The organism is Methylotenera sp. L2L1 (assembly GCF_000744605.1).
In the GTDB taxonomy this organism is placed as follows: Bacteria; Pseudomonadota; Gammaproteobacteria; order Burkholderiales; family Methylophilaceae; genus Methylotenera.
Map to the genome: position 1 here is coordinate 968,872 of NZ_JQMG01000001.1, position 26,904 is coordinate 995,775.

Below are 26,904 nucleotides of genomic sequence, written 5' to 3' on the forward strand. Positions count from 1 at the left end.
GCTCTATGAGTAGCACTTCACTGACCATTTTACTGGTTGAAGATAATCTGGGTGATATTCGCCTAGTACGCGAACTATTGGCGGCTGACCAAAGTGAAAGCTTCACTTTGGTCACTGCTGATCGTCAAGAAACTGCACTGGCGATTTTGGATAGTCAGGATATTACCGCGATATTACTTGATTTAGAGTTGCCAGATGGCAGTGGCCTGAATACGCTCCTGAAAATACATGCTAACGCGCCTGGCATACCGATTGTTGTGCTGAGCAGTACTGCCGATGAGAGTCTTGCAGTAAGGTCGGTGCAGCAGGGTGCTCAGGATTTTCTGGTGAAGGGTTATGTTGATGCACACCAACTGACGCGTTCTTTGCGTTATGCGATTGAGCGTAAGCGCACGGAAGAGCGGCTAAATCACCTTGCACATCATGATAGCTTGACGGGCTTATCTAACCGCAAGCATTTTTACGATACCCTTAAAAATTCAATTGCCTTAGCACGCAGACATGAAACCAAGCTGGCCTTGCTCTTGCTGGATCTTAATGGATTTAAGTCCATTAACGACACCTTGGGTCACTATGTGGGTGATTTGCTGTTACAGGGCGTTGCTCAGCGCTTGCGTGAATGTATGCGCGAAACGGATTGCGTCGCCAGAATTGGTGGTGACGAGTTCACCATGATATTGACCGATATACAGGATGAAGAGGATGCCGCTGCTGCCACCAGTAAGGTTATTGAGTCTATTGGACGCCCCTTCCTGATTGATGGGCGTACATTGGATATTGGGGTGAGTATCGGTATTGGTATTTATCCTACAGATGCCGATAATCTGGAATCTTTAGTGCGTAATGCCGATGTGGCAATGTATCAGGCTAAAGCAGAGATCGGTATGCAAAATACTTACCGTTTCTTTTCGGTCAATATGAATGATAGGGCCACTGAAGACCGTGTGTTGCTCAGTGAGCTGTCGACTGCGATGGCGCAAGGCGAGTTCGTGATTAATTACCAACCGCAAGTAGATGTAAAAACTGGCCATATTAATGGGATGGAGTCATTGTTGCGTTGGCAACATCCGACACGTGGGTTATTGTTACCGGCGGCGTTTATGAATGTGTTGGAAAGCTCATCGCTCATTCTAGAGGTTGGTTTGTGGATATTGCGCAGCGTATGCGCACAAGGCCAAGCGTGGCGTGAGTCTTCTGATGCGCCTCTAGTGTTGTCGGTCAATCTATCTCCACGCCAGTTGCTACAGGATGATTTTGCAGAGCAGGTGTCTGCGGTGTTGAGTGAGACAGGTTTACCGCCGCATTGTTTGGAGCTTGATATCTCTGAACATGCGTTATGGGAAGACGAAGAGGCTGCTTTTAAACAAGTGACTAAGCTTAATCATTTAGGCGTGAGGTTGGCGCTTGATAATTTTGGTAATGGCCGCGCTTCATTTTATTACCTACGTAAGTTTCCTTTCCACGCCATTAAGCTGGATCGTAGGCTTACCCAAGCAGCTTCTGCCTCTACCGATGGTGCCGATATGGCGCGTGCGGTGATTCAAGTGGCACATGTGTTCCGTATGAAAGGCTTGGCGGGTGGGGTGGAGACGGCAGCACAACTCGATACTTTGCGTAATCTTGCTTATGATGATGCGCAGGGCTATCTGTATTGCCATCCATTGCCTTCCGATGCGGCAACCGCATTGTTAGAGCGTGGGCAGCATCTTGGCCCAGTGGCGGCAGTATAATGAAGATATTGCTGGTAGAAGATAATCAAGGTGATGCACGGCTCCTAGAGATTATGTTACATGACGTGCTGACAGCATGCACGCTCACGCATGCCGATACTTTAGGAAAAGCGATATCGCATGCATGCTTAATGCAGTTCGATATTATTTTGCTTGATTTGTCACTACCAGACTCGCAAGGTAGCGGTACCTTCTGGCGTTTGCATGAAGTCGTGTCGGATGTGCCTATTGTGGTCATGACCGGTCATGATGATGAAGTGCTGGCGACAGAGTTAGCACAGGCGGGCGCACAAGACTACTTGGTGAAAGGTAGTGTAGATGGGCGCTGGTTATTACGCGTGATGCGTTATGCCATTGAACGTAAGCGTGCAGAGCTGCAATTGCGTCAGAGCGAAGCTAAAGTCCGTGCTCTGTACGAAGCCGTACCGGATTTACTCTTGTTTCTCGATTTAGAGGGTCGCTTTTTAGAGTGTAAACCCGCTAAAGATTTTCAAACGCACATTGAGCCTGAGCATTTTCTGGGCAAAACCATCCATGAAGCCTTGCCCGAGAGTGTTGCTGATCAGGCCATGCTCTGCTTGGAAAAGGCCGTTGTTGGTAAAGGTATTGCGTCTTTTGAATATCAGATGGCTTTACCGCAAGGGGTTACTAATTACGAGTCCCGTTTTATTAGAGCCAGTGACGAGCAGGTATTGTGCATTGTGCGCGATATCAGTGAGAGCAAGCGTACACAGCAGCAACTGCATTTCCTTGCACACTATGACACGCTAACGGGTTTACCAAACCGATTGTTGTTCAATGAAAGCCTGCATCAAGCACAAACGCACGCTAATCGTACGAGTGATACGATTGCAGTGATGTTTATCGATCTGGATCGTTTTAAGAATATCAACGATACACTGGGGCACGGTATTGGCGATAAATTATTGCAGCAGGTCGGTAATCGCATTGCACTTTGCATCCGTGAGTCTGACACGGTGGCGAGAATGGGCGGCGATGAGTTTGCGGTCATTCTGGTGAATGTGCGAGAAGAGCGTGATGCTGCAGTCGTGGCAGAAAAGATTATCGATGCGTTGCGTTCGCCGTTTGTGGTTGGTGACCATGAGGTGTTTGTAGGAGCGAGTATTGGCATTACGCTGTATCGTCCTGGCCATGATGATAGAGATGTGTTGTTAGAAAAAGCCGATGTGGCGATGTACCACGCGAAGGATCGTGGCCGTAATAACTTCCAGTTTTATTCTTCAGAGATGGATGCGGTTGCTTATGAGCGTTTGGTGATGGAGAATCACTTGCGCCATGCCTTGGATCGAAATGAATTCATTTTATATTATCAGCCGCAAATCGCAGTAGAAGGCGGCCGTGTCACTGCCGTTGAAACCTTGTTGCGCTGGCAGCATCCAGAACGTGGTTTAGTTGCGCCAGGCGAGTTTATTTCACTGCTGGAGGAAAGCGGTTTAATCGTGCCTGTCGGTAAGTGGGTATTAAAGACATCGTGTGAACAAGGACGTGTATGGTATGACGCAGGCACGCCCGTGCGTGTGGCTGTGAATCTTTCTGTGCGCCAGTTTAAGCATCCGGGTCTGGTTGCGGATGTTGCGGAGATTTTGGCACAAAGTGGGTTGCCGCCAGAACTGCTGGAGTTGGAGTTAACTGAAAGTATGTTTATGGAAAGCGCGGCTGGAGATGTTAATAAACTTATGCAGCTTAAAGCCTTGGGCGTATCTCTCGCAATTGATGACTTTGGTAGTGGCGCATCGTCTCTTGCTTACCTTAAAGATTTCCCAGTAGATACGCTTAAGATATGCCAATCTTTTGTGCTTAACCTGCCTCATAACAACGATGACAGTGCCATTGCCAGTGCGGTACTTGGTTTAGCACAAGCGATGAACTTTACCAGTGTGGCAGAAGGTGTTGAGAATGCACAGCAGGCTGATTTCTTGCGAGAGCGGCGTTGCGATTATTTTCAAGGTTTCCTCTTTAGTAAGCCTTTACCGGTAGAAGAGTTGGATCTGTTGTTAAACGGCGGCAAACTACAAGGCAGCTAACTACAAGGTGTTGATGTCGTTATAAGGGATATTGCGCCTTAGGCGTAAATCCACTATGATGCTTCGCCCTAAAAACCACTATTTAAAAATGGTCTTTATTATATTATGGAGAGTGTATGCGCAATATTAAATTGTTCGAATCTGAGTCTCATAAGTTTATTTTGCTGAATGAGAGTGAGCCGGGAGAAGAGGACGGTATTCGATCTAATCAATATTTGATTGTGAATAACGGTGCTGGCGCATTGCTTGATCCAGGTGGTTTTGGTGTGATGCCGCGCGTGCTGGCTGAAATGTTGCGCTATCTTTCTCCGGATAAAATTCTAGGGATTTTTCTTTCGCATCAAGACCCAGATATCGTCGGTGGTATTTCAACTTGGTTAGAATTGATTAAAGCGCCGGTTTATATCTCTAGAATATGGATGCGTTTTTTACCGCACTATGGTCTAAAGGATATGTCGCAATTTGTCGGTGTACCAGACGAAGGCATGGATTGCGAAGTTGCCCCAGGCTTCATGCTCAAGATTATTCCAGCACATTTTCTACATTCTGAAGGGCAGATTAACGTCTATGACCCGGTCTCAAAAATACTATTCACGGGTGATATTGGCGCGGCAATGCTTCCTATGGAGAAAGATGATGCCTATGTGGATGATTTCAAAAGTCATTTGCCCTACATCGCCAGTTTCCACCAACGTTATATGTGTTCCAATAAAGCGATTTTATGCTGGCTAGATAACATTGCAGATTTGGATATCGAGATGATTGCGCCGCAGCATGGCCCAATTTATCGCGGTGCAGCGGTGGGCGAGTTTTTAGCGTGGCTACGGGACTTGCAATGCGGTATTGACCTCATGCAGCGTGGTGGTAGTTTTGGCCCTAAGTTTGAGTAATGCATATGCAAACTAATCATTTAGAAAATATGCGCATGCGCGTGACCGATAGACTTGCCGCGCTGATGGAAAGCCAGACACGGAGTAAGATTTTTAGCGGTGGCGTGGTAGAGCTGATTCGGAGCGTGCATCAAGAGGTAGTTGCAGAGCTGCAATCAACAGCAGCCAATACAGATAACTCACTTACGGCACTGGCGATTGATAATGCCATCCAAATGTGTAGTCGCTTGGATCAAAGCCTAGACATTCTGTTTCAAGAGCGTAACCGGCAATGGCATCGTAATGGCAATTATGTGCAATCGCTGATGGGGGAGTTTAATGAGACTTTAACAGGTCTTGCTTCTACGCTAATTGAAAAAGACCTACTTGAGCGTCAGAGCCGGGTATTAGAGCGCATTATCTTGTCACATGAGCATGTTGCGCAGTGGAAAGAGTTCGTGCAGGAAATATTGGCGGATTTTCATGCGATTTTTCCGTTCAATTTCTTCTACATTGCATTTGCTGAGGAGCATGATCTATCGATTTATCTTTATTACCTTGGCAATCATACTGAAGAGGCCAAGCGAAACGCACGGGAAATGTTATCTAAGCAGATGATCGCCAATCTGAATTTGCCTGATAACGCGCCACTCAATATAGAAGAGTTTATCGTCAGGGGTAATGGCACGACCGATAATGTTGATGCAGTCCGCATGATAACAGTGGCGGTGCCTGAGCATACCCCTAAGCTGGCGGGGCTATTGGGGGTGGCGTATGTTTCTACTGGCGAATTGAGCCCGCAAGAAGAAAGCGTGGTGCGTTCTATTCTATCTGTGATGGTGATGGTGGTTGGCTCCAGTAAGTTGCTGTCACGCACGCTTTCTGAGTTGGAATACTATGCCATGCATGACCCATTGACTGGCATCTATAATCGACGCCAATTCAATAATATGCTGGAATATGAAATTGGGCGTTCAGAGCGGCATCACCATGAGTTTTCTCTGCTACAGCTTGATTTAGATGACTTTAAAGACATTAATGATTCTTACGGGCATCAAACCGGTGATGATGCATTATGTGGCGTAGCGGAAGTGCTACGTGAGCATATTCGTAAAGGAGATCTGGCCGCTAGAATTGGTGGCGATGAGTTTGCGGTGATCTTGATGGAAACTGGTAGAGAGGGCGCTACTACCGTCGCCAATATGCTAGGTAAGTCTTTACGTGAACGTGTATTTACCGCGCCAGATGGTAAACATTTTCATTTGACCGTCTCTATCGGTATCGCTACTTATCCTATCGATGCACAGAATGAGGCAGATCTGCAGGTAGGTGCCGATGCTGCCATGTATCGTGCCAAAGATATTGGTAAAGATAGTGCCTGCACCTTAGATGCGCTAGATGGGCAAGTCGAGATTGGACGGCATACGCGTGATAATGCAGAGAAATTACGTGAAGCGTTACAGCAGGATCGAATCATTCCGTACTATCACAGTATTGTAGATTGTAGAACCGGTGAGCTGTTTGCCTGTGAAACCTTGGCTAGGCTATCTGAGCCTAATGGCAATATCGTTTCAGCTGGCATGTTTATCGAGACGATTGAAAAATATGGGATGGGACGTGACCTTGACCGCATGATTATCAGTAAGGCGTTTAAGGCCAAGCGTGAGCTCATGATGTCCAATGCATCAAGCACTAAAATGTTTCTTAACATCTCCGCACAAGAAATACAGGGGCGTGGGATTCTTGCCTATGCTGAAGAGCTGTGCCAAACCCTAGAAATTCCACCGTCATGTGTCGTGTTTGAGATACTGGAGCGCGATGCGATTGGCGACATGACTAATATGCGTAAATTTTTAAGTAATTTGCGTGAAAAGGGCTTTGCTTTTGCTTTGGATGATTTTGGTAGCGGCTATAACTCTTTTCACTATTTGCGTGAATTACGTTTTGAATACGTAAAAATTGATGGGGCTTTTGTGCGTAATATTCTCAACTCAAAGATAGATTACGCACTAGTCCATAACCTATCTAGGCTATGCCAAGACATTGGTATTTATACGGTGGCGGAATTTGTTGAAAATCAGGCAATCCTAGATGCACTTAAAGACATGGGCATTAACTATGCACAGGGGTTTCATATTGCATTGCCAACAGCCAATATGCCCCAACATCAATAGGGTTAGCTAGGTACCAAACCTATTAAGCTAACCTACTTAAGGTAAGTGATGACTTTATCACAGCATGAACGAAGCGTTAAAGTTGTGATAAAGTCGACCTGCCATGATGAACCCAGAAGACTTACAACGATTAGTGACATTAGCCATGCCTTATGGAAAATATAAGGGACGGCTAATTGCCGATTTGCCTGGCAATTATTTAAACTGGTTTGCACGAGAAGGTTTCCCCTCTGGTGATTTAGGACGTTTATTACAATTAATGCAGGAAATAGACCATAATGGGTTATCACAGTTGCTTGACCCGTTAAGGAAAGCAAGCCATTAAGGAAACATAGTGCGGCAAAATTAATTGTGCGCAACCTTCGTAAATCATGAAAAAAACTTACAGCGTTAAATTTAGGTTTAGAAATTATCGCTTATTCGCTAAGAGGTCATTAGCTATGTTTGTTTTCATTTTATTGAGCATCTTATGGCTTCCAATCGCTACAAATAGTGAAGATACCCTCAAAATTAATAGCCCCTATGGCGAAGTCCGATTAACGCCAAATGAATTTGCGTGGTTGAAAAATAATCCCAATATTCGTGTTGCTGTTAAAGACGGATGGATGCCAATTGAGTTCAAGTCGGAAAGTAATCAGCATCGAGGGATTAGCGTCGATTATCTCCAAGCGCTGGGTAAGGCGGTTAATGTTAACTTTACCTTAGTAGATTATTCAGAAAATATGAGTCCATCTACGGCCGAGATGATTTCTGGCGTCGCTAATACAAACGTAAAAAATCCACAATTTAAAAAACTAGCCCAGCCGTTTTTAGATTTTCCGATTGCCATCTATGTAGATAAAAGCCGTCATCATCAAATTGATAAGATGGAAGATCTTCATCATAAGTCAGTGGCCCTATTCAGACATGGGCCAATTACAAAAGAAATCGCAGCAAATTACCCGCAGATAAAGTTAGTGTATGTAGACATAGCTGATGAGGCTTTTGAGAAACTAAGGCTTGGTGAAGTTGATGCTTATATTGGGAATCAAATCATCATTGATTACCATGTTGTTGTGCACCGATTAAGCTTTGTGGAGAAAATTGGCATTACGCCATTTAATTCAAACGTATCAATGGCCGTTAGAGAAGACCTGACAGAGTTAGCCTCTATTTTGAATAAAGGTATGCGGGTACTTGGCACCAATAACCAAGAGATCATCAATAAGTGGAAAATCTCAGATTACCAATATGGTCAATGGATTGCGCTATTGCTGGGGCTCATTAGTGTAGCGCTCATTTTTGGCGTTCATAGAATCTTTAAATTAAAACAAGCGATTAAACTACAAAATATTGAGTCACAAAAAACAATATGGCACCAAGCTAATTATGATTATCTAACCGACTTACCTAATCGGCATTTGTTAGATAGTCGATTAAAACAGGCGATGGATCAGGCCGATAAGTCGTTGTCACCAGTCGGTATTTTATTTATTGATTTAGATAATTTTAAGCATGTGAATGACACTGCCGGCCATTCGATTGGCGACAAGTTGATTAAAGAAGCTGCAGCAAGGGTTACTCGCTGTGTGCGCTCTTATGATACAACTGCGCGATTTGGCGGTGATGAATTTATGGTCATCATGTCTGATTTTGACAACGAACAGACATTAGAGAAAACCTCACAGAAAATATTGGCAGAGATTGAAAAGCCATTTCAAATCGATGGCGAGCTTTTTTATATCTCAGCAAGTATCGGACTCACCATCTATCCGACCGATACTTCAAATCCAGAAGCGCTATTTAGCTATGCAGATCAGGCGATGTATGAGGCTAAAAAACTGGGTCGCAATCGGTTTCAGTTCTTCAAAGCGTCTATGCAGTCTGACTCCACTAATAGACTAGCATTAATGAACGACCTAAGGGATGCAATAGCACATCAACAGTTCGAGCTTTATTATCAGCCAATCATGTGTATGGATACACAGGTGACATTAAAAGCAGAAGCGTTGATCCGGTGGAATCATCCGATAAAAGGCATGGTTAGCCCGGTAGTGTTTATTTCGCTTGCAGAAGAGGCTGGGTTAATCGATGAAATTGGTACATGGGTGTTTAATCAAGCACTACATGATATCAAGTTGATTCATGCACAGTATTCACCGGACTTTCAGATTAGCGTCAATGTTTCTCCTAACCAATTCATTAAATCTGAGCGCTTATTAGCTTGGAAGCAAGTGTTGGCGCAACAAGGGGTTGCCGGTCGTAGCATCTGTATTGAAATTACTGAGGGCTTGCTGCTACAACCTAGTATGTCGGTAGTGAATACAATCTCAGCTTTACGAGAGTCCGGCATTCAATTTTCTATTGATGACTTTGGAACCGGCTATTCTGCCCTGGCTTATTTGAATAAATTTGATATTGAATATGTAAAAATAGATCAATCCTTCACGCAAAATCTACGGCCTAATAACTATGATGCCATTCTTTGTGAGGCAGTCATCAGCATGGCGCACAAGCTTGGCATCAAGGTGATTGCTGAAGGGATTGAAACTGAAGCGCAAAAGAGCTTATTAAATAGTTTTGAATGTGATTATGGGCAGGGCTATTTGATCGCTAGACCACAATCCTTCACAGCGTTTATGCAGTTTTTATTTGAAACGAGAAGTAAGCAGCCATCCAATTGACTTCAGAAGTTGATGCTAGAAATTGATTTAGTTTCTTAACCTAAATCAATTTAAAAATAGTTAAGCTAGGCTAGCATATGTGTTTCCTTCTCAATAAAAGGCATGATCACGATGGCCGTTGTGCAAATCCAGATGCATCAGTCTAGTCCAACTCGGGGTTGTGCATTATTCAACCTTGGGTTTCGTCCATTTTTTCTAGGCGCAGGTATTTTTGCCATTGTATCCATAGTTTGGTGGATGCTGATTTATAGCGCGCACAATGTTGTGCAAATTCAATCGATTACCAGCGCCCAGTGGCACGCGCATGAAATGCTGTATGGCTATAGCTTGGCGGTAGTTGCTGGCTTCTTATTAACCGCAGTGCGGAATTGGACGGGTGTACAAACACTGCATGGTAAGCTGTTGATGGCTTTATTCGGATTATGGGTTGCCGCACGCGTGCTATTTTTGTTTGGTACACGTTTGATGCTGTGGGCCGCCATTGTCGATTTGCTGTTTGGTTTAGCGTTGATGTTGTCCATCAGCCAGCCAATTATCCGTGCAAGGCAATGGGCTCAGCTTGCAGTGGTTGTTAAAGTGGCTTTGTTATGGGTCGGGAATGTCGTGTTCTACTTAGGATATTACGGCGTCTTGCAAGATGGCATGCTGTACGCAATTAACGGTGCTGTTTTATTGCTGGTGAGTTTAATCCTGATGATAGGTCGCCGAGTGATTCCATTCTTTATTGAGCGTGGCGTGCAAGAGAAAATTAAAATCAAGCATCATCAGTGGCTGGATATCAGCATATTAGTGATGTTTCTCGCCTTGTTTGTTAATGAGATTTTTTATAGAAGCCCTTACTTAACGCCTTATTTGGCATGCGGCTTGTTTCTACTCAATGGGTATCGCCTCTGTCATTGGCATACCAGTGGCATATGGCGTGTGCCATTGCTATGGAGTTTGTATTTATCTGCATGGATGATTAATCTAGGCTTTCTGTTTTATGGTGTGCAAGCTTTGCTTTCCATCCCGCTTATATTGGTGCTACACCTGTTTACGATAGGCGGAATTGGCCTCATGAGCTTAGCCATGATGGCGCGCGTGGCATTGGGGCATACTGGGCGAGATATCCGAAAGTCATCTAGCTGGCTGCTGTTGGTGTTTATTGCCATCATGCTGAGCCTGCTGTTTCGGGTATTTGCACCGATGCTAGACATGCAGCTTTATAGCAGTTGGATTTTTGTTTCTGCACTATGCTGGATACTCGGGTTTGCAGTTTTTGTGTGGATTTATACTCCTATCTTATGGATGCCTAGGGTCGATGGTACGCCTGGTTAATCAGTTCGTTAAATGTGCTGTTTTGCCTGAAGGTGGTGTTTAAGGGTTATTTTTCAGGTCAGTGTTTAACATGGGTCTTTTTAGCTGAACTATTATCCAAAGCATGGGTCTGTTTGGTTCTTCTTAAATTTATATGTGATCAGTTGGTGCAATGCCAATTGATCACAATCTCACATGCCTCAGAAAAACAAACGACGTTGGATCTTAGCACTATTCATTCTGATATTAGCTAGCATTTACTGCTTTAGGCTAGAGGCCCTCGCTTGGTATGTTTGGCATAACAACCAATCAGCATCCGAGCAAGCGACTAAAACGCTAGACCTAAAAAACTATCATGTAGAAATTGACGGCTTATCCATTCCAGATTTAGCCAATGCTTCAGGCTTTACTTATAACACCCGCAGCAATACGCTTTTTACCGTATTAAATAAAGAGGCGCAGATTATTGAGTTGAGCTTAACTGGAAAAGTGATTCGGCGGGTGGATGTGACAGGCGTCTCGGATATGGAGGGCATTACCCATGTAGCAGATAGCCGATATGTGATTGCGGATGAAAGTGATAACCGCTTAGTGTTAGTGACATTGGATGATGATGCGACAAGTGTCGATGTCACCAACGCGCCAAAGCTGAAATTAGGGCTTAATTTTACAAGCAATAAGAACTTCGAAGGTGTGTCTTGGGATGGTAACAATCACCGCCTGCTGGTCGTGAAAGAGCGTGATCCTAAATACATTTTATCGGTTGAAGGCTTTTTTGAAGCCAAAGCGGGTGAGTCGCTAGAGATCAAGCGTTTAGATCAGTACGATGCTGCGATTAAATGGTCATTAAGAGATTTGTCTTCAGTGACGTATCACGATGAAACGGACAGCCTAGTGCTGTTAAGTGATGAATCACGGCTGATTAAAGAATATGATGCACATGGTCATGCAGTCGGAGCGCTGGCTTTGTGGAAAGGGTTTCACGGTTTAAGCCAGCATGTGCCGCAAGCAGAGGGGATTGCCATAGGCCCAGATGGTAGTATCTACATTATGAGTGAGCCTAACCTGTTTTATGTGTTTAAGCATCGTCAGCCTTAATCAGTTTCAAGCCTAATACGCAGCCACTTTTCTAGCACAACGACCATATAAGCTTGCTCTGCTAATGTAACCTCGCGCCCTTGCGGTATCTGATGCCACTTCTGTAAGCAACCTCGGCAGCAGCAAGCCGTGGCGTGTTGCGCTACAAATACAGGATGGCCACGCATCGGCGTTTGTTTACCATCGTTACCAATCACCGCAGGCGCTAAACGTTTGCCGATAAAGTCTTCCGCATGATCAAGCACGGTGGATAAGCCTTTTTGCTGTAGATAGGCTAAGTCTTTATCACGCAGTTGAAAGCTGCTTCTGAACGTAGATTGAGCCAGTGCTGCAAATAGCGTATCCAGATCTTTCACGTTGTTTTATTTGACTCAATGCAATTGGTGCAAGTGTAATGTACGAAGTTTAGGTGCAAGCTTTGCCGTTGCCCCTACAACACCTAATGTCATGAGGCCACCAAAAATCACAGAGGGCACTAGTCCCATTAGGCGTGCGGCAACCCCTGATTCAAAAGCACCTAACTCATTAGATGAGCCGATGAAAATGCCATTAATGGCTGAAACGCGTCCACGCATGGCATCTGGTGTGGCAAGCTGCATAATGGTTTGTCGTGTGATGACAGAAACGCCATCAAACAGACCAGAAAGTAATAGAAAAACAGCCGCCATCCAAAAGCTAGTGCTTAAGCCAAACCCAATAATGCAAAGCCCAAATCCTGCAACCATCCCTAATAACCAGCGACCTGCGTTTAGGTTAATCGGGTGTCGAGTGAGCCAAAGCCCAGTGACGATAGCGCCTAGTGCAGGCGCCGCACGCAGAATGCCTAAGCTCTCAGGGCCCATGTGATAAACGTCATGAATAAATGCTGGCAGCATGGCAACTGCACCGCCAAATAACACAGCAAACATGTCTAGTGATAATGCACCTAATACGATTTGGTTGCTAAATACAAAGCGCAGACCCTGTGCAATGCTGGTAAATACAGGAATGCTCTCTGCTTTTGTAGGTTCTTTTAACTTAAGTAAAGCAATCGAGGTGGCAGCACCTAGGCATAGTGCAGTAGCAACGCTGTAAGCCAGTGCTTTACTACCAAACCCTACCAATAGGCCGCCAATGGCTGGGCCCAACACCAAGCCTATCTGAAAGGTAGAGGTGCCGATACCCGCAGCGCGTGCATACTGCTCACGGGGTAAAATGATGGCGAATAAAGTATTGTAACTAGGCGCAATAAAGGCACGAGCCACCCCGGTAAAAGCAATGGAGCCGTAAATCCAATAGGTGATATTACCATCTAGCCAACCTAGCGCTACTAAGGTGAGTGTAAGTGCATTAATGGTGAGCAACACCGCCGCTAAGCCTGCAAATAAGCGACGTGAGTAATAGTGATCAACGGCATGCCCAGCAAATAATGCAGAGGCGAAGTAAGGAATCACTTCGGCCAAACCTATTAACCCTAAAGACAATGGGTTATGTGTAATCTGATAAATATGCCAGCCTACCACTACCGCTAATATTTGGTACGCCAGTACGAGTTGAATACGAAATGCTAAAAGTTTGGCAAATGCAAATTGATGATATTTAAATAATTCCATGGGCGACATTATAAGTGCAAACGTCATATTGCTTTAACGCTTGTGATTTAGAATTGGCACTCAGGCGCCTATAAAAACATTTAATACTTGAATGTAAACGGATAGAATGCACGGGTTAGTGCAGTGAATAAGGTAGTAAGCAAGTTGAAAGATTTATCTGATCTTGCCGATGAGTCATCATTGACCTAGTGTGATTCTACCGATATAGATTAGGCGCACTAACCGCTAATTGAATGCATCAATCGTGATTGCTGCATTGCTATTCACCTACGCTTTTTTAGCAAAGACGGATAACCATTTGATGCGTTTATGACCCATAAAAATTCTTATCTCGAACTACTTAATCTATGCTTTGTGGCTTACCTATGCTTATTTATTAGCTTAAACAGCTACGCTGAAAATAATGCCAAGCCCACGATTCAAATATTCGTTACCGTCGATTGGGAAGGGTGGTCGCTCGATGATGAAAATATCGAAGTGATACAGGCTTTCCGCAAGCAATATCCACATATCCCGATGATGCAGTTGTTAAATCCAGTCTATTTGTTACGTCCAAGCACCGATGCGATAGTGGAAGCTGAAAAGATACGTTCCACTTTTTTACCTTCAGACAGCATGGGCTTGCATGTGCATGGCTGGAAATCTCTGCTTGACGCGTGTGATGTGCCATATCAAAACTCCCCCTCATTTGCAGCACAAAATGAAGTGTGTGAGGCGGGTGATTGTGGATATGCCGTGAGTTTGGAATATGCGTATTCAGCACAAGATTTAACGAAGTTAATTGGTTGTAGTGCTAATTTATTAGTGGAGCAGGGTTTTGCGCGCCCGCGCTACTTTCGGGCTGGTGGCTGGCAATTAGGGCCTAAATTAGCGAGTGCGCTGGAGGCGAATCAATTTGTGTTCGATAGCTCACGTACCGATGCTAACTTGCTGACGAGTAAGTGGGCGGAAAATAGCGGGCTGATGCAAATGGTTAAAGCCTTGCATCCCGAGGCCTCGGTGTTGGATGAGCCGTATCAGTTAACTGCCTCGGTGATGGAGTATCCCAATAATGGCAGCTTGGCTGATTACACCGACACGCAACAATTAGTCACGATATTTAAAACATTAATTGAACATAACAGGCGGGTGTTAGTGCTGGGCTTTCATCAAGAAACGGCTTTTTCTTATTTAAAACATTTGCAAGATGCCATTCCTTTATTTGAAAAAATTGCACAGGAGCAGGGCATTATTATTACATGGGTAAGCCACTCACCATAGATTATTTCGGTACTTGCCATAAATACCAGCTGGCAACCGTGCGGTAAGGGCTCCATGCTTGGCCAATTTCCACCATTTGTTTGCGTTTAGGCGCAACTTCCAGCTTTTTCAGCCGTTTGTAGCCCTCTACGATGCCAAAGTCATCTGCCGGCAGAATGTCCATGTGCGCCAAAGTAAACATCAGCATCATTTCCACCGTCCATTGACCAATGCCTTTAATGGTAGTGATTTGTTGAATTAAGGTTTCGTTGCTCATATTGTCAGCAAGTGCCTGTGTGGGGACTAAGCCAGTTAGGGCTGCATTGGCGATACCTTGGAGTGTCTCTACCTTTCTGCCAGAAAATCCCACCGCACGCAGTTCGTCAAATGTTGTGGCTATTAACTGTGACGGTAGCGGGAATTGTCCATAATGATTAATCAGTTTTTTGAGTATGGCATCACCGGCTTTGGTGCTGAGCTGTTGATACGCCACGGCGCGCACCAATGCCTCGTAAGGGTCACGCTCGCTTTTTGTTGTAAACTTACATGCACCTACTAGGTCTATCAATTGTGCCCAATCGCTGTCGATAGTGCGTAAAAAATCTTGTGCCTGCTGGTATGGGTTGTTCATATGATGATTATAAGCATCCGAATTTAATATTGTTCAATATTGATCAATATTCTGATTAAACAAACCAGACACATATGGATGGAGTGATTTAGCTTGGATTTGTTTGGCAACACAACGCCTATCGACACTGCACTTGCTGGCGTGAGCTTACTCAAGGGCTTTGCGCTTAAAGATGAAGCAGCTTTACTTGCAGATTTAGCAAGCGTCATTACGCAGGCGCCGTTTCGTCATATGATAACGCCGAATGGGTTTGCGATGTCGGTTGCAATGAGTAACTGCGGGGCGCTGGGTTGGGTGACTGATCGCCAAGGTTACCGTTATGCCAACTTAGATCCGCTTACACAAAAGCCCTGGCCTTCTATACCGGCTAGTTTCCTAGCCTTGTCACAAGCGGCTGCATTAGTGGCGGGCTACGCTGACTTTACCCCAGATGCTTGTTTGGTTAATCGCTATCAAACCGGTGCACGTATGGGTTTGCATCAAGATAAAAACGAACGTGATTTCACGCAACCTATCGTTTCGGTTTCTTTAGGCGTGCCTGCAACATTTCAGTTTGGTGGTTTAAAGCGTACGGATAAAGCCTTGAATGTTCCGCTTTATCATGGAGATGTGGTGGTGTGGGGCGGGGAAGCGCGTTTACGCTATCACGGCATACTGCCACTTAAGGCCAGTACGCACCCAGCTTTAGGGGACGTTCGAATCAATCTTACTTTCCGTAAAGCTGGGTAATGAGACAAGCCTTACAGTTTTAACGCAAGTTTAATGCGGCGATAGATTTGGCAAAGCTTAGAGCCATCTAACTGATAGTGTTTATGTAGCGGTTTTTTAACTTCCCAGCTTGCGCTCATGCCAGCTGGAAAAGTGACTAAATCACCTTTACCAAAGGTCACTGGCGTGCCACCAGTAGGCGTAATCACACATTCACCCTCTAAAATGTATGCAACCTCTTGCTCAGGAAATGTCCATGGGAAAACAGAAACTTCTTTCTCCCATGTCGGCCATTTGCTTACGTTCAAAGCTTCTAAACGTTGCTGACTTGGATTTTTTTCAACAGTGATTTGAGTCATGTGTATTCCTTTTAAAAAATGCATTTTATCCCATCAAGCACTAAAGCTGAAATGTTCTAATTAAGTGCTGACCAGCGTAAAGTAGTAAAATACGGTTTTTAGACCTGTGGAATATTAAGTGAAATATTATGCGTGTTAGTTTAGAACAGGCAATTGCCGAGCTTAAAAGCGGAGGGGTCGTGGCGATTCCTACCGAAACAGTCTATGGATTAGCCGCAGATGCGACCAACGATAGTGCACTTAAGAAAATATTCGAGATTAAACAACGCCCGGCAGACCACCCGTTGATTGTACATATTGGTGACATGAACCAAGTGAGTAATTGGGCAACGACGTTTCCCGAAGTTGCCGTTAATCTGGCAAAAGCCTTTTGGCCCGGCCCATTAACGTTGGTGTTACCTGCACAGCCCCATGTGTCACGCGTCGTGCGTGGTGATGAAGCAACCGTCGCGCTACGAGTGCCTAACCATCCGGTTGCGTTGGCATTGCTTACGCATGGTGGTTTAAGCGTTGCAGCACCTTCTGCCAATTTATTTACCCAGCTTAGCCCGACAACAGCCGCACATGTTGAAGCGGGATTGGGTGAATCAATTCCAGTGCTAGATGGCGGCGCCTGCAATGTGGGGATAGAGTCAACCATTGTGAGCGTCTCTGCCAATGGGCAATGGCAGTTGCTACGCCCGGGTATGATTAGTGAGGATGATATTGCTGAGGTAGCCACCGCTCATCATCAAGTGTCCTCTGCCGTGAGTGCAGATGCCCAACAGGCGCTACCTAAAGTGCCGGGTCAGCATGCATTGCACTATTCACCCCGCACGCCATTGCTGTTGTTTAAAGACAGGCAGGCACTGATTCAAGAAGGCGAAGCATTGCAAGCCGCGGGGTTGTCTTGTGCGGCGATGCTGATTGGCGATAGTAATGATAGCGAGCTAAACTGCCAATCGATCACGTTACCTAACTCGCCAGATAAGGCGGCTGAGCTGTTATATAGTAGCTTACATCACTTAGATGCGATGAAAGTCGACCGCTTATTGGTGGAGCTACCACCTGCTTTACCCGCATGGCTGGCGGTATTGGATAGATTAAGTCGCGCTGGATATCGATGATTTGTTGTATATTACGTATTGATTACAATTAAGCACGCATCTAATCGTCATCCGTTTAAGTGATTTGTCCGTACAATTTAGGTTCGAAATATGATTATTAAATTAAAGCAGTTTGTTTTAGCCTCTTTATTAGCAGTAGTGATTCCAGCCTGTAGTTCTATTGGTTTATCCAATCCCTTTCGGGGCGAGACGAGTGAGCAGTCGCCCTATCCCAAAGATGCTACTGAATACGTGTGTGATGGTAATAAACACTTTCATGTGCGCATACTGAACAACGGTAGCGATGCTTGGTTAATTTATCCAGATCATGAAGTGAACTTGCCAAAATCAAGCGATGATAATCGCCGTTATGCGAGTGGCGTGATTGCGCTAGTAATTAATGGAGATGCTACAACACTGAATGATGGTGAGAAAATAGCTTATCTTAATTGCAAGCCACAGCTAAAGAAATAATATATTCACAAAGTATTTAATCATGCTGTTTGATGATGTTTTTCTGTTGGTTTTATCACTAGTGCTTTAATTTATTGTTGATTCAATGGATTCTTAGCCTGAGTCCTTATTAAATTGTGATAGGATAATTTCAATCTAGCCTTATTGTCTCCTTATGCAAAAAAAGATTTCCACAATTTGGCGTTTCTTGTTGCCTGTGCTGATTTTGTTAGCTGTCGCACCTTTTGTGCTAACAGGGCAACAAGCTTCACAGCAATTAGACAATATTCATGCAGGCGCAAATGAGCAAGCGAAAACTCTAGTTCGTCTGTTGGATGTCACCGAAGAATTGGTCAGTGAGCAGGCTAATTCTGCCATGCGCTTATTAAAACAACGCAGTCAGGCGTTAGGTCAAGTACACATCGATGGCTTGATTCAACTTCAAGCCAAATCGTTACCCAATCTTAAAATGGGTGAGACTGAGATTACTGGTCATTTTGATCTGGTCGATAGTGTCAGTGATTTGTTTGGTGGTACTGCCACCATGTTTGTGCGGTCTGGTGATGGTTTTGTGCGTATTGCCACCAATGTTAAGCAAGATAATGGGGCGCGTGCCGTAGGAACGCTACTTAATCCTAAGGGTAAAGTGATTCACGCTTTATTAGCCGGTAAAGAATACCATGGCGTCGTTGATATCCTTGGTCAGCCTTATATTACAAGATACGACCCAGTGTTCGATGCAAGTGGCCGCGTGATTGGGGCTTACTATATTGGCTATAAAGTAGACATTAAGATACTGCGTGACACCGTAGAAAATATGCGCCAGCTCACTACTGGTTTTGCGGTAATCTTGGATGAAACCAATAATATTCGCTTTCTCTCATCCCATGTAAAACAGGCTAAAGTCGAGAGCTTGCTAGAGTCTAGGCCGGATAACTGGGAGTTTGTGACAGCGGGCGTGCCTAAATGGGGCTTTAATGTTGTGGTTGCCTACCCCCTCAGTGAAGCGCGAGCAGTGAGCTTAGCCAATGCATGGTTTGTTGTGTTTGCTGGCATATTGCTTGGTACCTTACTGATTGTCATTATCTTGTGGCAATTAAGACGTTTAATCTTGAACCCGATAGGGGGCGACCCAGCGCTTGCGATTGATGTGGTAAAACGCATCGCTGCTGGGGATTTAGCGCAAGATGGCCTAAATGCAAAGCCAGATACTTTAATGGCGAGTGTGTTGGAAATGCGGCAGAAGCTGCGCGAGTCCATCGATACGTTGCAGCAAAACTCAGAACGTATGCGTTTATCTGCAAGCGTGTTTGATCATGCGCATGATGGTATTTTTATTACGGATGCCAATGCAAACCTCGTTGAGGTCAATTATGCCTTTACTCAAATTACCGGATACCCAAGAGAAGACGCATTAGGTCGCGTGCCGCAAGCCTTAGGATTTGTTACTTACGATGATAGCCTGCTAGACCTGCTTTGGCTGCAAGCTGAAAGTAACAGTGAGTGGCGTGGTGAGACTTGGAATCGCCGCATGAACGGCGATGTTTATGCGGCGTGGCTTGATATATTCTGCGTGCGAGACGAAGCTAATCAGATTAAAAACTTTGTGGGCTTGTTCTCTGACATTACACAAGCGAAAGAACAGCAGCAAAACCTAGAGCGCATGGCGTACCATGATCCGCTGACGCAATTGCCCAATCGTGCTTTGCTATCCGATCGTTTGCAGCAAGCGCTTGCAAGGGCTGAACGTTCAGGTGAGTTGCTGGCGGTTTGCTGTCTAGATCTGGATGGATTTAAACCAGTGAATGACACCTTGGGGCATGAGGCTGGCGACTACCTGCTAGTTCAGCTGGCGGTGCGTATGAGTGCATGCTTGCGCGACAGCGATACCGTTGCGCGGCTGGGTGGTGATGAGTTTGCAGTACTGCTGTGCGGTTTGCAAAGTGTCGATGAATGTACGCAAACATTAGAGCGTTTACTCAGCGTGATTAAAACCCCATATAGCATTGGTGACAAGTCAGTCACGGTATCCTCTAGTATTGGTTACACTATTTTCCCTGATGACGGCTGTGAGCCAGATACGCTGCTGAGGCATGCAGACCACGCGATGTATCAGGCCAAGCTTAACGGTGGTAGTCGTGTGCAACAATTTGACTCACATCATGATCGTCAATTTAGAGGTTTGCGCCAAGACCGAGAGCGCGTAGAAGCGGCGTTACCGAATAATGAATTCCGCTTGTATTACCAACCTAAAGTCGATCTGCGCCAAGGCAAGGTGGTTGGGATGGAGGCTTTGATACGTTGGGAGCATCCTGAACTAGGCTTACGTTCACCAGCCACATTTTTACCTATCGTAGAAGATACTGATTTCTCTATTCTATTGGGCGAATGGGTAATCCGTGAGGCCTTAGGTCAAATTAGGGTCTGGCAAGCATCAGGTCTGGATTTCCAGGTCAGCGTGAATATCGCAGCAAGACATATTGTGCAATCTAACTTTACAGATCGCTTAATTTTGTTGTTAACCGAGTTCCCTGAAGTGAAAGCAGACCGAATCGAATTTGAAATTACAGAAACCGCTGCAATTGAAGATATTTCGGGTGTCGCTAATACCATTAATAGCTGTAAGCAATTAGGCGTGAGCTTTGCACTTGACGATTTTGGTGTAGGCTATTCTTCATTGACCTATCTACGCCGATTACCTGTCGAGACCATCAAAATCGACCAGTCATTTGTGCGCGACATGCTACAAGACGTTGACGATTTGGCCGTGGTTGCAGGTGTCATCAGCTTAAGCCGAGACTTTAAGCGGAAAGTGGTCGCTGAAGGCGTGGAAAACGCAGAACAAGGCGTTTGGTTGTTGCATATGGGTTGTTCTGTGGTGCAAGGTTATGGGGTTGCACGCCCAATGCCTGCGCACAATGTTCAGGGCTGGGTGGAAGCCTATCAACAAGACCCAAGCTGGACGCTAGGTTTAATTTAGATAGCTTTTTGCTGTAACACCTGTTGTGAAGTTTACTCAATTGTTGATTAACACTTGCTGACCATATGAAAAAGGCGTAAGTTAGTTATTCCAAGTTTAGACATAACATGGAGTCGGCCATGGATAATAAATACGGGTTAGGTAGTAGCAAGGTTGCAACAGAGCATCATCGCTTGCACCACAAAGTGACTGAAGAAGATGTTCCCCACTGTAAGGCATGTAAAAGTAGGCATTTAGTGTTAAGTCCGACCATGCACGATCATTGTTGTGCCGATTGCGGAGCATGGCAAAATGATGTGCCCGCTGGATACTCAACCGGCAGAAGTAGTGATTATTAAAAAGTACGCATTCTTACATCCCGTTTTACTCATACTTAGCGACTATTGTTGAATCTCCATATTCATATAGCTGGCATTCACTTTAATTCCTAATACGCCACAAATCTTTCGCCTTACTCTTGCATTGAAGTCAGGGTTATTTCGATAGCTTTTAAGGCCTTATGGCGGATATTGACAGCAATTGAAAAAAATTCTCTGATCTACGTCAATTTTCAGTAATTTATTGAAGAAAAAGCTCTATAATCTTGCCTACCAAAAAACCTTTCCATTAAACAACTCCAAAAGAGAAGATAAATGACTACGAAGAATGCTGATATTGGCCTAGTTGGCCTAGCTGTTATGGGCCAAAACTTGGCTCTGAATATTGCCGATCATGGCTACACCATTGCGGTTTATAACCGTGACCCAAAAAAAATGGTGAATTTCATTGAAGAATGCAAAAATAATGAACCTTCACATGCTAACGTTGTTGGCCATGCTGATTTAGCTTCATTTGTTTTAAGTATCAAACGCCCACGTAAAATTATTTTATTAGTTAAAGCTGGTAGCGCAACCGATGTGACTATCAACGCTTTATTACCATTCCTAGAGCAAGGCGACATCATCATTGATGGTGGTAACGCATTGTGGACAGATACAATCCGTCGCGAAAAAGAATTAGCGGCTAAAGGGATTGATTTCATCGGTTCTGGTGTTTCAGGCGGTGAGACAGGCGCACGTTTCGGTCCATCATTAATGCCATCAGGTACACGTAAAGCTTGGGCGAGTTTAGAGCCAATCTGGCGTGATATCGCTGCTAAAGTTGACCCAGTAACTGGCGAGCCTTTAGAAGGCGGTAAACCAGGTAAACCAGTAGAAGGCGGCTTCTCATGTGCTGAATACATTGGTCCTGACGGTGCTGGTCACTATGTAAAAATGGTGCACAACGGTATTGAATACATCGACATGCAATTGATTTGCGAAGCTTACTGGTTGATGAAAAACCTGTTAGGCATGCAAGCTGATGAAATCGGTAAAGTATTTGCTGAGTGGAATAAAGGCGAACTATCAAGCTTCTTGATTGAAATTACTGCTGATATCCTGCAACAAAAAGATCCAAAAGGCAAAGGCTTCTTGGTTGATCAAATCTTGGATACTGCTGGTCAAAAAGGTACAGGTCAATGGACAGCAGCAAATGCGCTTGAATTAGGCGCACCAGCTAACGCGATTGCAGCGGCGGTGTACGCACGTGCATTGTCTAGCTTAAAAGAAGAGCGTGTTGAAGCAAGCAAAATCTTGAAAGGCCCAGCAATCAAAGTTGAGTCTGACAAGAAAGCAATTATTGAAGCGATTAAGAATGCTTTATATTGCTCTAAAATTTGTGCATACGCACAAGGTTTCCAATTGATCGACAAAGCACAAGTGGCTTACAACTGGAAATTGAACTTCGGTGAAATTGCTCAAATCTGGCGCGGTGGTTGTATTATTCGTGCACGTTTCTTGCAAAAAATCACTGATGCTTATGCATTGAACTCACGTTTGAAAAACTTGATGTTAGACCCATACTTCACGCACGCGATGAACGAAGGTCAAGCAGGCTGGCGTAAAGTGATTGCTTTGGCAGTCACCAACGGTATTCCAGCACAAGGTTTTGCTGCAGCGATGGCTTATTACGATGGCTACCGCAGTGCAGATCTACCGGCAAACTTGTTGCAAGGTCAACGTGACTACTTCGGCGCACATACCTATGAGCGTAAAGATGAGCCACGTGGTCAGTTCTACCACTTGGATTGGCCTGAAGCTAGCCGTCCACAGTTAGAAGTGTAATATTTAAGTAGTCGATTTGAATAATAAAAAACCCGCTGATGGCGGGTTTTTTATTACCTGAACGCTATAATGCTGGAGGTTTCTTTCTTATACAGCAATTATAAGCAGTGTGTATAGGCGCTAGGAAGCTGTTGATTGTAAGTGGCGGACTGTTGTTATAGCTATTCCACCAAATAATCCGATGCTGTGTCCCATCTCACAAATTGTCATACCGACGAGACCGTGAGCCAGTGCTTGGCTTCCCCAATTTGCTAAGCCAGTAAACTGGCAAGCAAAGTGTGAAAGGTCTTCACCGCTCCACTAAGCACTAAAGTGCCAAGTGGAAGCGCGAAAAGTCGGTATCCAGAGTCTTTAAGTCACTGGATTCCGTGTCAGACCGTGAAGGTCTTCACCGTGTAATATACCAGCTTCAGCTGGTTATTCACACGCGAAAGCACGGAATGACTAGGTGGTAGTGAGATTGTTTGGTGATAGCTATAATGATTAGCAGAACTAATAAGAAAATAAGTTAAGTGCCAGTGTTTACTGGGCTGATATATAGAAAAATAAGGCTAGAAATTATCTATGGATTTACAAAGCATCATTGATCTCTTTTTGCATTTGGATAAGCATTTGGCGGCGGTGACAGCCGCTTGGGGGCTATGGATTTACGCACTGCTGTTTCTTATTATTTTTATAGAAACTGGCCTAGTGGCCATGCCTTTTTTACCTGGGGATTCTTTATTGTTTGTGGCGGGTGCCATCGCTGCGGTGGGTGGCATGAGTTTGCCTGCCTTAATGACATTACTGTCAATCGCAGCCATTGCTGGCGATGCGTTGAATTATTCAATTGGCAAGTGGACAGGCAACAAGGTTTTTGCTTGGGAAAATTCCCGATGGTTTAATAAAGATGCTTTTAATAAGGCGCATGCATTCTATGAGGAGTATGGGCCGATTACGATAGTGGTGGGACGGTTTTTGCCGTTTATCCGTACTTTTACCCCATTTGTAGCAGGCGTAGCGCAAATGACCTATCCGAAATTTGCTTTTTATAATGTGATTGGTGGTTTGATTTGGGTGTGTGGCTTAACCGGTATCGGCTTTTTGGTGGGGAATCACCCGTGGGTGAAAGCGAACTTCTCTTTAGTGGCGCTGGCGCTAATTGTTATTCCTAGCTTGCCTGCGGTTTGGGTGTTTCTCAAGCACATGTTGCAACCACGTGCTTGAGATGGGTGTTGCTTTATTTCTCTATACCTAATTTTCTAAAACTTATTTTCTACAGCTTATTTTTCTACAAAGGCACGCTCAATCACGTAGTCGCCTGGTTGACCTACGCGTGGTGAAACAACAAAGCCTCTTGAATCTAAAAGCTCTTCGGTGTCTTTTAACATTTGTGGACTACCGCAGATCATGGCTCTATCATTTGCTGGATCAAGTGGTGGCAATCCGATATCTTCAAATAACTTGCCTGAGTTAATCAAGTCAGTTAAGCGGCCTTGGTTACGGAATGGCTCTCGTGTCACGGTTGGGTAGTAAATCAGTTTGTTGCGAACTTCCTCACCAAAGAACTCATTGTTTGGTAGTTCTTTTTCGATAAAGTCAGCATAGGCAAGCTCGTTTACATTGCGCACACCGTGTATTAATACGACTTTTTCATAGTGGTCATATACTTCGATGTCTTGAATCAGGCTGATGAACGGTGCTAGACCGGTACCAGTAGAAAGCAGGTACAAGTTTTTGGCTGGTTTTAAATCGTGAATCACTAACGTGCCAGTTGGTTTTTTGCTGACCAATAAATCATCACCCACTTTTAGATGCTGCAATCTTGATGTGAGCGGGCCATTCGGTACGATGATGCTAAAGAACTCTAAATGCTCTTCATAGTTAGGGCTGGCAATACTGTATGCGCGGGTAAGCGGGCGGCCATCTACCTCTAGCCCGATCATCACAAACTGGCCATTTTCAAAACGTAGACCTGGGTCACGTGTTGTTTTAAAGCTAAAAAGATTGTCATTCCAGTGATGGACACTTAATACGCGTTCAGTTGAATATTTACTCATGGTTGAATTTTTCTTTAGTTTAATTTTTTTGAATAGCGGCAGTTAGCTCAGGAATAACTTCAAATAAGTCAGCAACAAGCCCATAGTCTGCCACCTGGAATATAGGTGCGTCTGGGTCTTGGTTGATGGCAACGACTATTTTACTATCTTTCATGCCGTAAGTATGTTGTGCTGCGCCTGATACGCCAACTGCGATATATAAGTCAGGTGCGACCGTTACGCCGGTTTGACCCACTTGGATGTCATTTGGTGCATAGCCTGCATCGACTGCTGCACGAGTTGCGCCAAGCGCTGCGCCAAGGCTGGCTGCCAATGGGGCGAGTACTTGTTCAAATGTTTCCGCGCTACCCAATGATCTGCCGCCGGAGATGACCACTTTTGCGGTACTTAAGGCAGGTCGGTCTGACAGTGTGCGTGTTTCAGAGATCCAACGTGTTTTTTGCTGTGGTGCAGGCGCCGGAACTACGGCTACCTCTGCAGTGTTGGTGATTACATCTGCCGCACTATAGTTGCTGCTGTGTACGGTAATCAGCTGTATGCGGTCAGTGCTTTGTATCGTCGTATGGATATTGCCAGCGTAGATGGCGCGTACATAGGTATTGTTCGCTTGAATTTCTAGTACATCAGAAATCATTGCGACATCCAGCAATGCAGCAGCGCGCGGTAAAATGTTGCGACTAAACGATGAGTGCGCCGCTAAGATGACTGTATATTCATTGGCGATATTGGCAATAATGTGTGCAATATCTTCAGCCAATGGGTGTGCTAAGTGGTCAGCTTTTACATGGATAACGCGAGCTACGCCAGCAATCAACGCAGCTTGTTGTGCAATGTTTGCGGCATCGTTGCCCGTCACTAATATTTCAACAGGAGCGTTCCAAAATTGGGCTGCTGTGACTGATTGGTAAACTGAAGCATTTAATGCCTCACCGTTATGTTCGGCTAAAATTAGGGTTTTCATAGTTGTATTCCTTCATGAGCACGCAGCTTTTCAAGTAACTCTTGTACGCTGCTCACCTTGATGCCTGATTTTCTCGCAGGCGGTTCTGATACTTTTAATAACTGCAGACGTGGCTGAGTGTCTACGCCAAGATCAGTGGCGCTGATGGTTTCAATCGATTTCTTTCTCGCCATCATTAAGTTTGGCAGTTTTACAAAACGAGGGTCATTTAAGCGCAAGTCTGCAGTAATCACTGCAGGCAGGTTAAACCCGATGGTTTCTGTGCCGCCGTCTACTTCACGTGTGGCGACTACTTCGTTGCCGTTAACGGTGATGGCTGAGGTAAAAGTCGCTTGTGGGTAGTCAAGCAATGCGGCTAGCATTTGCCCGGTTTGACCTGCGTCATCATCAATAGCTTGCTTGCCAAGTATTGTCAGCGCTGGTTGTTCGCGATCGACTAAAGATTTAAGCAGCTTGGCAACAGCCAATGGCTGCATATCTTGTTCAGTTTCAACTAATATAGCGCGGTCGGCTCCCATTGCTAAGCCATGTCTTAATACATCCTGATTAGCTGCACTACCTAATGAAACGATCACGACTTCTGAAGCGATGCCTTTTTCTTTTAGGCGTACCGCTTCTTCAATGGCGTTTTCATCAAATGGGTTGAGGCTCATCTTGACGCCATCAATATCTACATTTGAGCCATCTGGCTTAATGCGTACTTTAATGTTGTAATCTACTACACGCTTTATTGCGACCAATATTTTCATGACAATTTCCTCTGCAATTGCTGAGCATTTTACATTGGCATATAATATTTATAAAGTGGATTATAAAGATATTATATATCTGTGTTATA

23 protein-coding genes are annotated in these 26,904 nt (G+C 44.8%); 16 read left to right on the forward strand and 7 right to left on the reverse strand.

Annotated features, from left to right (window positions below; all coding sequences use genetic code 11):
- Positions 1–5: 5 nt before the first annotated feature.
- The 8 genes from FG24_RS04535 to FG24_RS04570 all read left to right on the forward strand — a co-directional run bounded on the left by FG24_RS04535 (position 6) and on the right by FG24_RS04570 (position 11,875).
- Positions 6–1,730, forward strand: coding sequence for a putative bifunctional diguanylate cyclase/phosphodiesterase (locus tag FG24_RS04535; RefSeq protein WP_036301527.1), 1,725 nt, complete (start codon positions 6–8; stop codon positions 1,728–1,730).
- On the forward strand, positions 1,730–3,775 hold the full coding sequence (locus tag FG24_RS04540; RefSeq protein WP_036301530.1) for a putative bifunctional diguanylate cyclase/phosphodiesterase: 2,046 nt from the start codon (positions 1,730–1,732) through the stop codon (positions 3,773–3,775). Before FG24_RS04535 ends, FG24_RS04540 begins: the two co-directional genes overlap by 1 nt.
- A gap of 116 nt (positions 3,776–3,891) precedes the next feature.
- A complete protein-coding gene (locus tag FG24_RS04545; RefSeq protein ID WP_036301533.1) occupies positions 3,892–4,665 on the forward strand; it encodes an MBL fold metallo-hydrolase in 774 nt (257 codons plus the stop codon).
- 5 nt (positions 4,666–4,670) lie between these two features.
- Positions 4,671–6,818 carry a putative bifunctional diguanylate cyclase/phosphodiesterase gene (locus tag FG24_RS04550; RefSeq protein WP_036303978.1) on the forward strand — a complete coding sequence of 716 codons (2,148 nt, stop codon included), beginning with the start codon at positions 4,671–4,673 and terminating at the stop codon, positions 6,816–6,818.
- A gap of 106 nt (positions 6,819–6,924) precedes the next feature.
- The gene (locus FG24_RS04555) at positions 6,925–7,143 is read left to right on the forward strand and encodes a DUF3820 family protein (protein ID WP_036301536.1); all 219 of its coding nucleotides are present in this window, start codon (positions 6,925–6,927) and stop codon (positions 7,141–7,143) included.
- A 115-nt stretch (positions 7,144–7,258) separates the two neighbouring features.
- Positions 7,259–9,481, forward strand: a complete 2,223-nt coding sequence (locus tag FG24_RS04560) for an EAL domain-containing protein (protein WP_051901432.1) — start codon at positions 7,259–7,261, stop codon at positions 9,479–9,481.
- A gap of 111 nt (positions 9,482–9,592) precedes the next feature.
- On the forward strand, positions 9,593–10,798 hold the full coding sequence (locus FG24_RS04565) for an NnrS family protein (protein WP_051901433.1): 1,206 nt from the start codon (positions 9,593–9,595) through the stop codon (positions 10,796–10,798).
- Positions 10,799–10,972: 174 nt separating this feature from the next.
- Entirely contained in the window at positions 10,973–11,875 is a 903-nt protein-coding gene (locus FG24_RS04570; RefSeq protein ID WP_036301541.1) for an SdiA-regulated domain-containing protein, read from the forward strand.
- Here FG24_RS04570 and FG24_RS04575 read toward each other — a convergent pair.
- Both FG24_RS04575 and FG24_RS04580 read right to left on the reverse strand, forming a co-directional pair.
- Positions 11,872–12,231 carry a DUF4186 domain-containing protein gene (locus tag FG24_RS04575; protein ID WP_036301544.1) on the reverse strand — a complete coding sequence of 120 codons (360 nt, stop codon included), beginning with the start codon at positions 12,229–12,231 and terminating at the stop codon, positions 11,872–11,874. The genes FG24_RS04570 and FG24_RS04575 overlap by 4 nt on opposite strands.
- Before the next feature lie 15 nt (positions 12,232–12,246).
- On the reverse strand, positions 12,247–13,467 hold the full coding sequence (locus FG24_RS04580) for an MFS transporter (protein ID WP_036301547.1): 1,221 nt from the start codon (positions 13,465–13,467) through the stop codon (positions 12,247–12,249).
- Positions 13,468–13,776: 309 nt separating this feature from the next.
- Between FG24_RS04580 and FG24_RS04585 the strand changes: the two genes are divergently transcribed.
- Positions 13,777–14,727 carry a hypothetical protein gene (locus FG24_RS04585; RefSeq protein WP_051901434.1) on the forward strand — a complete coding sequence of 317 codons (951 nt, stop codon included), beginning with the start codon at positions 13,777–13,779 and terminating at the stop codon, positions 14,725–14,727.
- 1 nt (position 14,728) lies between these two features.
- Here the strand turns inward: FG24_RS04585 and FG24_RS04590 are convergent, their stop codons facing one another.
- Positions 14,729–15,337, reverse strand: coding sequence for a DNA-3-methyladenine glycosylase family protein (locus tag FG24_RS04590; protein WP_036301549.1), 609 nt, complete (start codon positions 15,335–15,337; stop codon positions 14,729–14,731).
- Between the two features lie 93 nt (positions 15,338–15,430).
- Between FG24_RS04590 and alkB the strand changes: the two genes are divergently transcribed.
- Positions 15,431–16,066 (forward strand): DNA oxidative demethylase AlkB, encoded by a 636-nt coding sequence (alkB, locus tag FG24_RS04595; protein ID WP_051901435.1) that lies wholly within the window; start codon positions 15,431–15,433, stop codon positions 16,064–16,066.
- A gap of 11 nt (positions 16,067–16,077) precedes the next feature.
- Here alkB and FG24_RS04600 read toward each other — a convergent pair whose 3' ends face one another.
- Entirely contained in the window at positions 16,078–16,404 is a 327-nt protein-coding gene (locus FG24_RS04600; RefSeq protein ID WP_036301551.1) for a cupin domain-containing protein, read from the reverse strand.
- Between the two features lie 128 nt (positions 16,405–16,532).
- Here FG24_RS04600 and FG24_RS04605 point away from each other — a divergent pair, with 128 nt between their 5' ends.
- The 6 genes from FG24_RS04605 to FG24_RS04625 all read left to right on the forward strand — a co-directional run bounded on the left by FG24_RS04605 (position 16,533) and on the right by FG24_RS04625 (position 24,272).
- On the forward strand, positions 16,533–17,510 hold the full coding sequence (locus FG24_RS04605) for an L-threonylcarbamoyladenylate synthase (protein ID WP_036301553.1): 978 nt from the start codon (positions 16,533–16,535) through the stop codon (positions 17,508–17,510).
- A gap of 90 nt (positions 17,511–17,600) precedes the next feature.
- Complete coding sequence (locus FG24_RS04610; RefSeq protein WP_036301555.1) at positions 17,601–17,963, forward strand: hypothetical protein; 363 nt, start codon at positions 17,601–17,603, stop codon at positions 17,961–17,963.
- 154 nt (positions 17,964–18,117) lie between these two features.
- Positions 18,118–20,922 (forward strand): bifunctional diguanylate cyclase/phosphodiesterase, encoded by a 2,805-nt coding sequence (locus tag FG24_RS04615; protein ID WP_036301558.1) that lies wholly within the window; start codon positions 18,118–18,120, stop codon positions 20,920–20,922.
- A gap of 119 nt (positions 20,923–21,041) precedes the next feature.
- Positions 21,042–21,260, forward strand: a complete 219-nt coding sequence (locus tag FG24_RS12510) for a hypothetical protein (RefSeq protein WP_081880944.1) — start codon at positions 21,042–21,044, stop codon at positions 21,258–21,260.
- Between the two features lie 294 nt (positions 21,261–21,554).
- Positions 21,555–23,066, forward strand: coding sequence for an NADP-dependent phosphogluconate dehydrogenase (gene gndA, locus FG24_RS04620; RefSeq protein ID WP_036301564.1), 1,512 nt, complete (start codon positions 21,555–21,557; stop codon positions 23,064–23,066).
- Between the two features lie 564 nt (positions 23,067–23,630).
- Positions 23,631–24,272, forward strand: coding sequence for a VTT domain-containing protein (locus FG24_RS04625; RefSeq protein ID WP_036301565.1), 642 nt, complete (start codon positions 23,631–23,633; stop codon positions 24,270–24,272).
- A 56-nt stretch (positions 24,273–24,328) separates the two neighbouring features.
- Here the strand turns inward: FG24_RS04625 and FG24_RS04630 are convergent, their stop codons facing one another.
- Genes FG24_RS04630 through FG24_RS04640 form a run of 3 tightly spaced genes read right to left on the reverse strand, consistent with a single transcriptional unit; the run spans position 24,329 to position 26,815 of the window.
- The gene (locus FG24_RS04630; protein WP_036301567.1) at positions 24,329–25,105 is read right to left on the reverse strand and encodes a ferredoxin--NADP reductase; all 777 of its coding nucleotides are present in this window, start codon (positions 25,103–25,105) and stop codon (positions 24,329–24,331) included.
- 19 nt (positions 25,106–25,124) lie between these two features.
- Entirely contained in the window at positions 25,125–26,066 is a 942-nt protein-coding gene (locus tag FG24_RS04635; RefSeq protein WP_036301569.1) for an electron transfer flavoprotein subunit alpha/FixB family protein, read from the reverse strand.
- Positions 26,063–26,815, reverse strand: a complete 753-nt coding sequence (locus tag FG24_RS04640; protein WP_036301583.1) for an electron transfer flavoprotein subunit beta/FixA family protein — start codon at positions 26,813–26,815, stop codon at positions 26,063–26,065. The genes FG24_RS04635 and FG24_RS04640 overlap by 4 nt, the downstream gene beginning before the upstream one ends.
- Between the last annotated feature and the right edge of the window lie 89 nt (positions 26,816–26,904).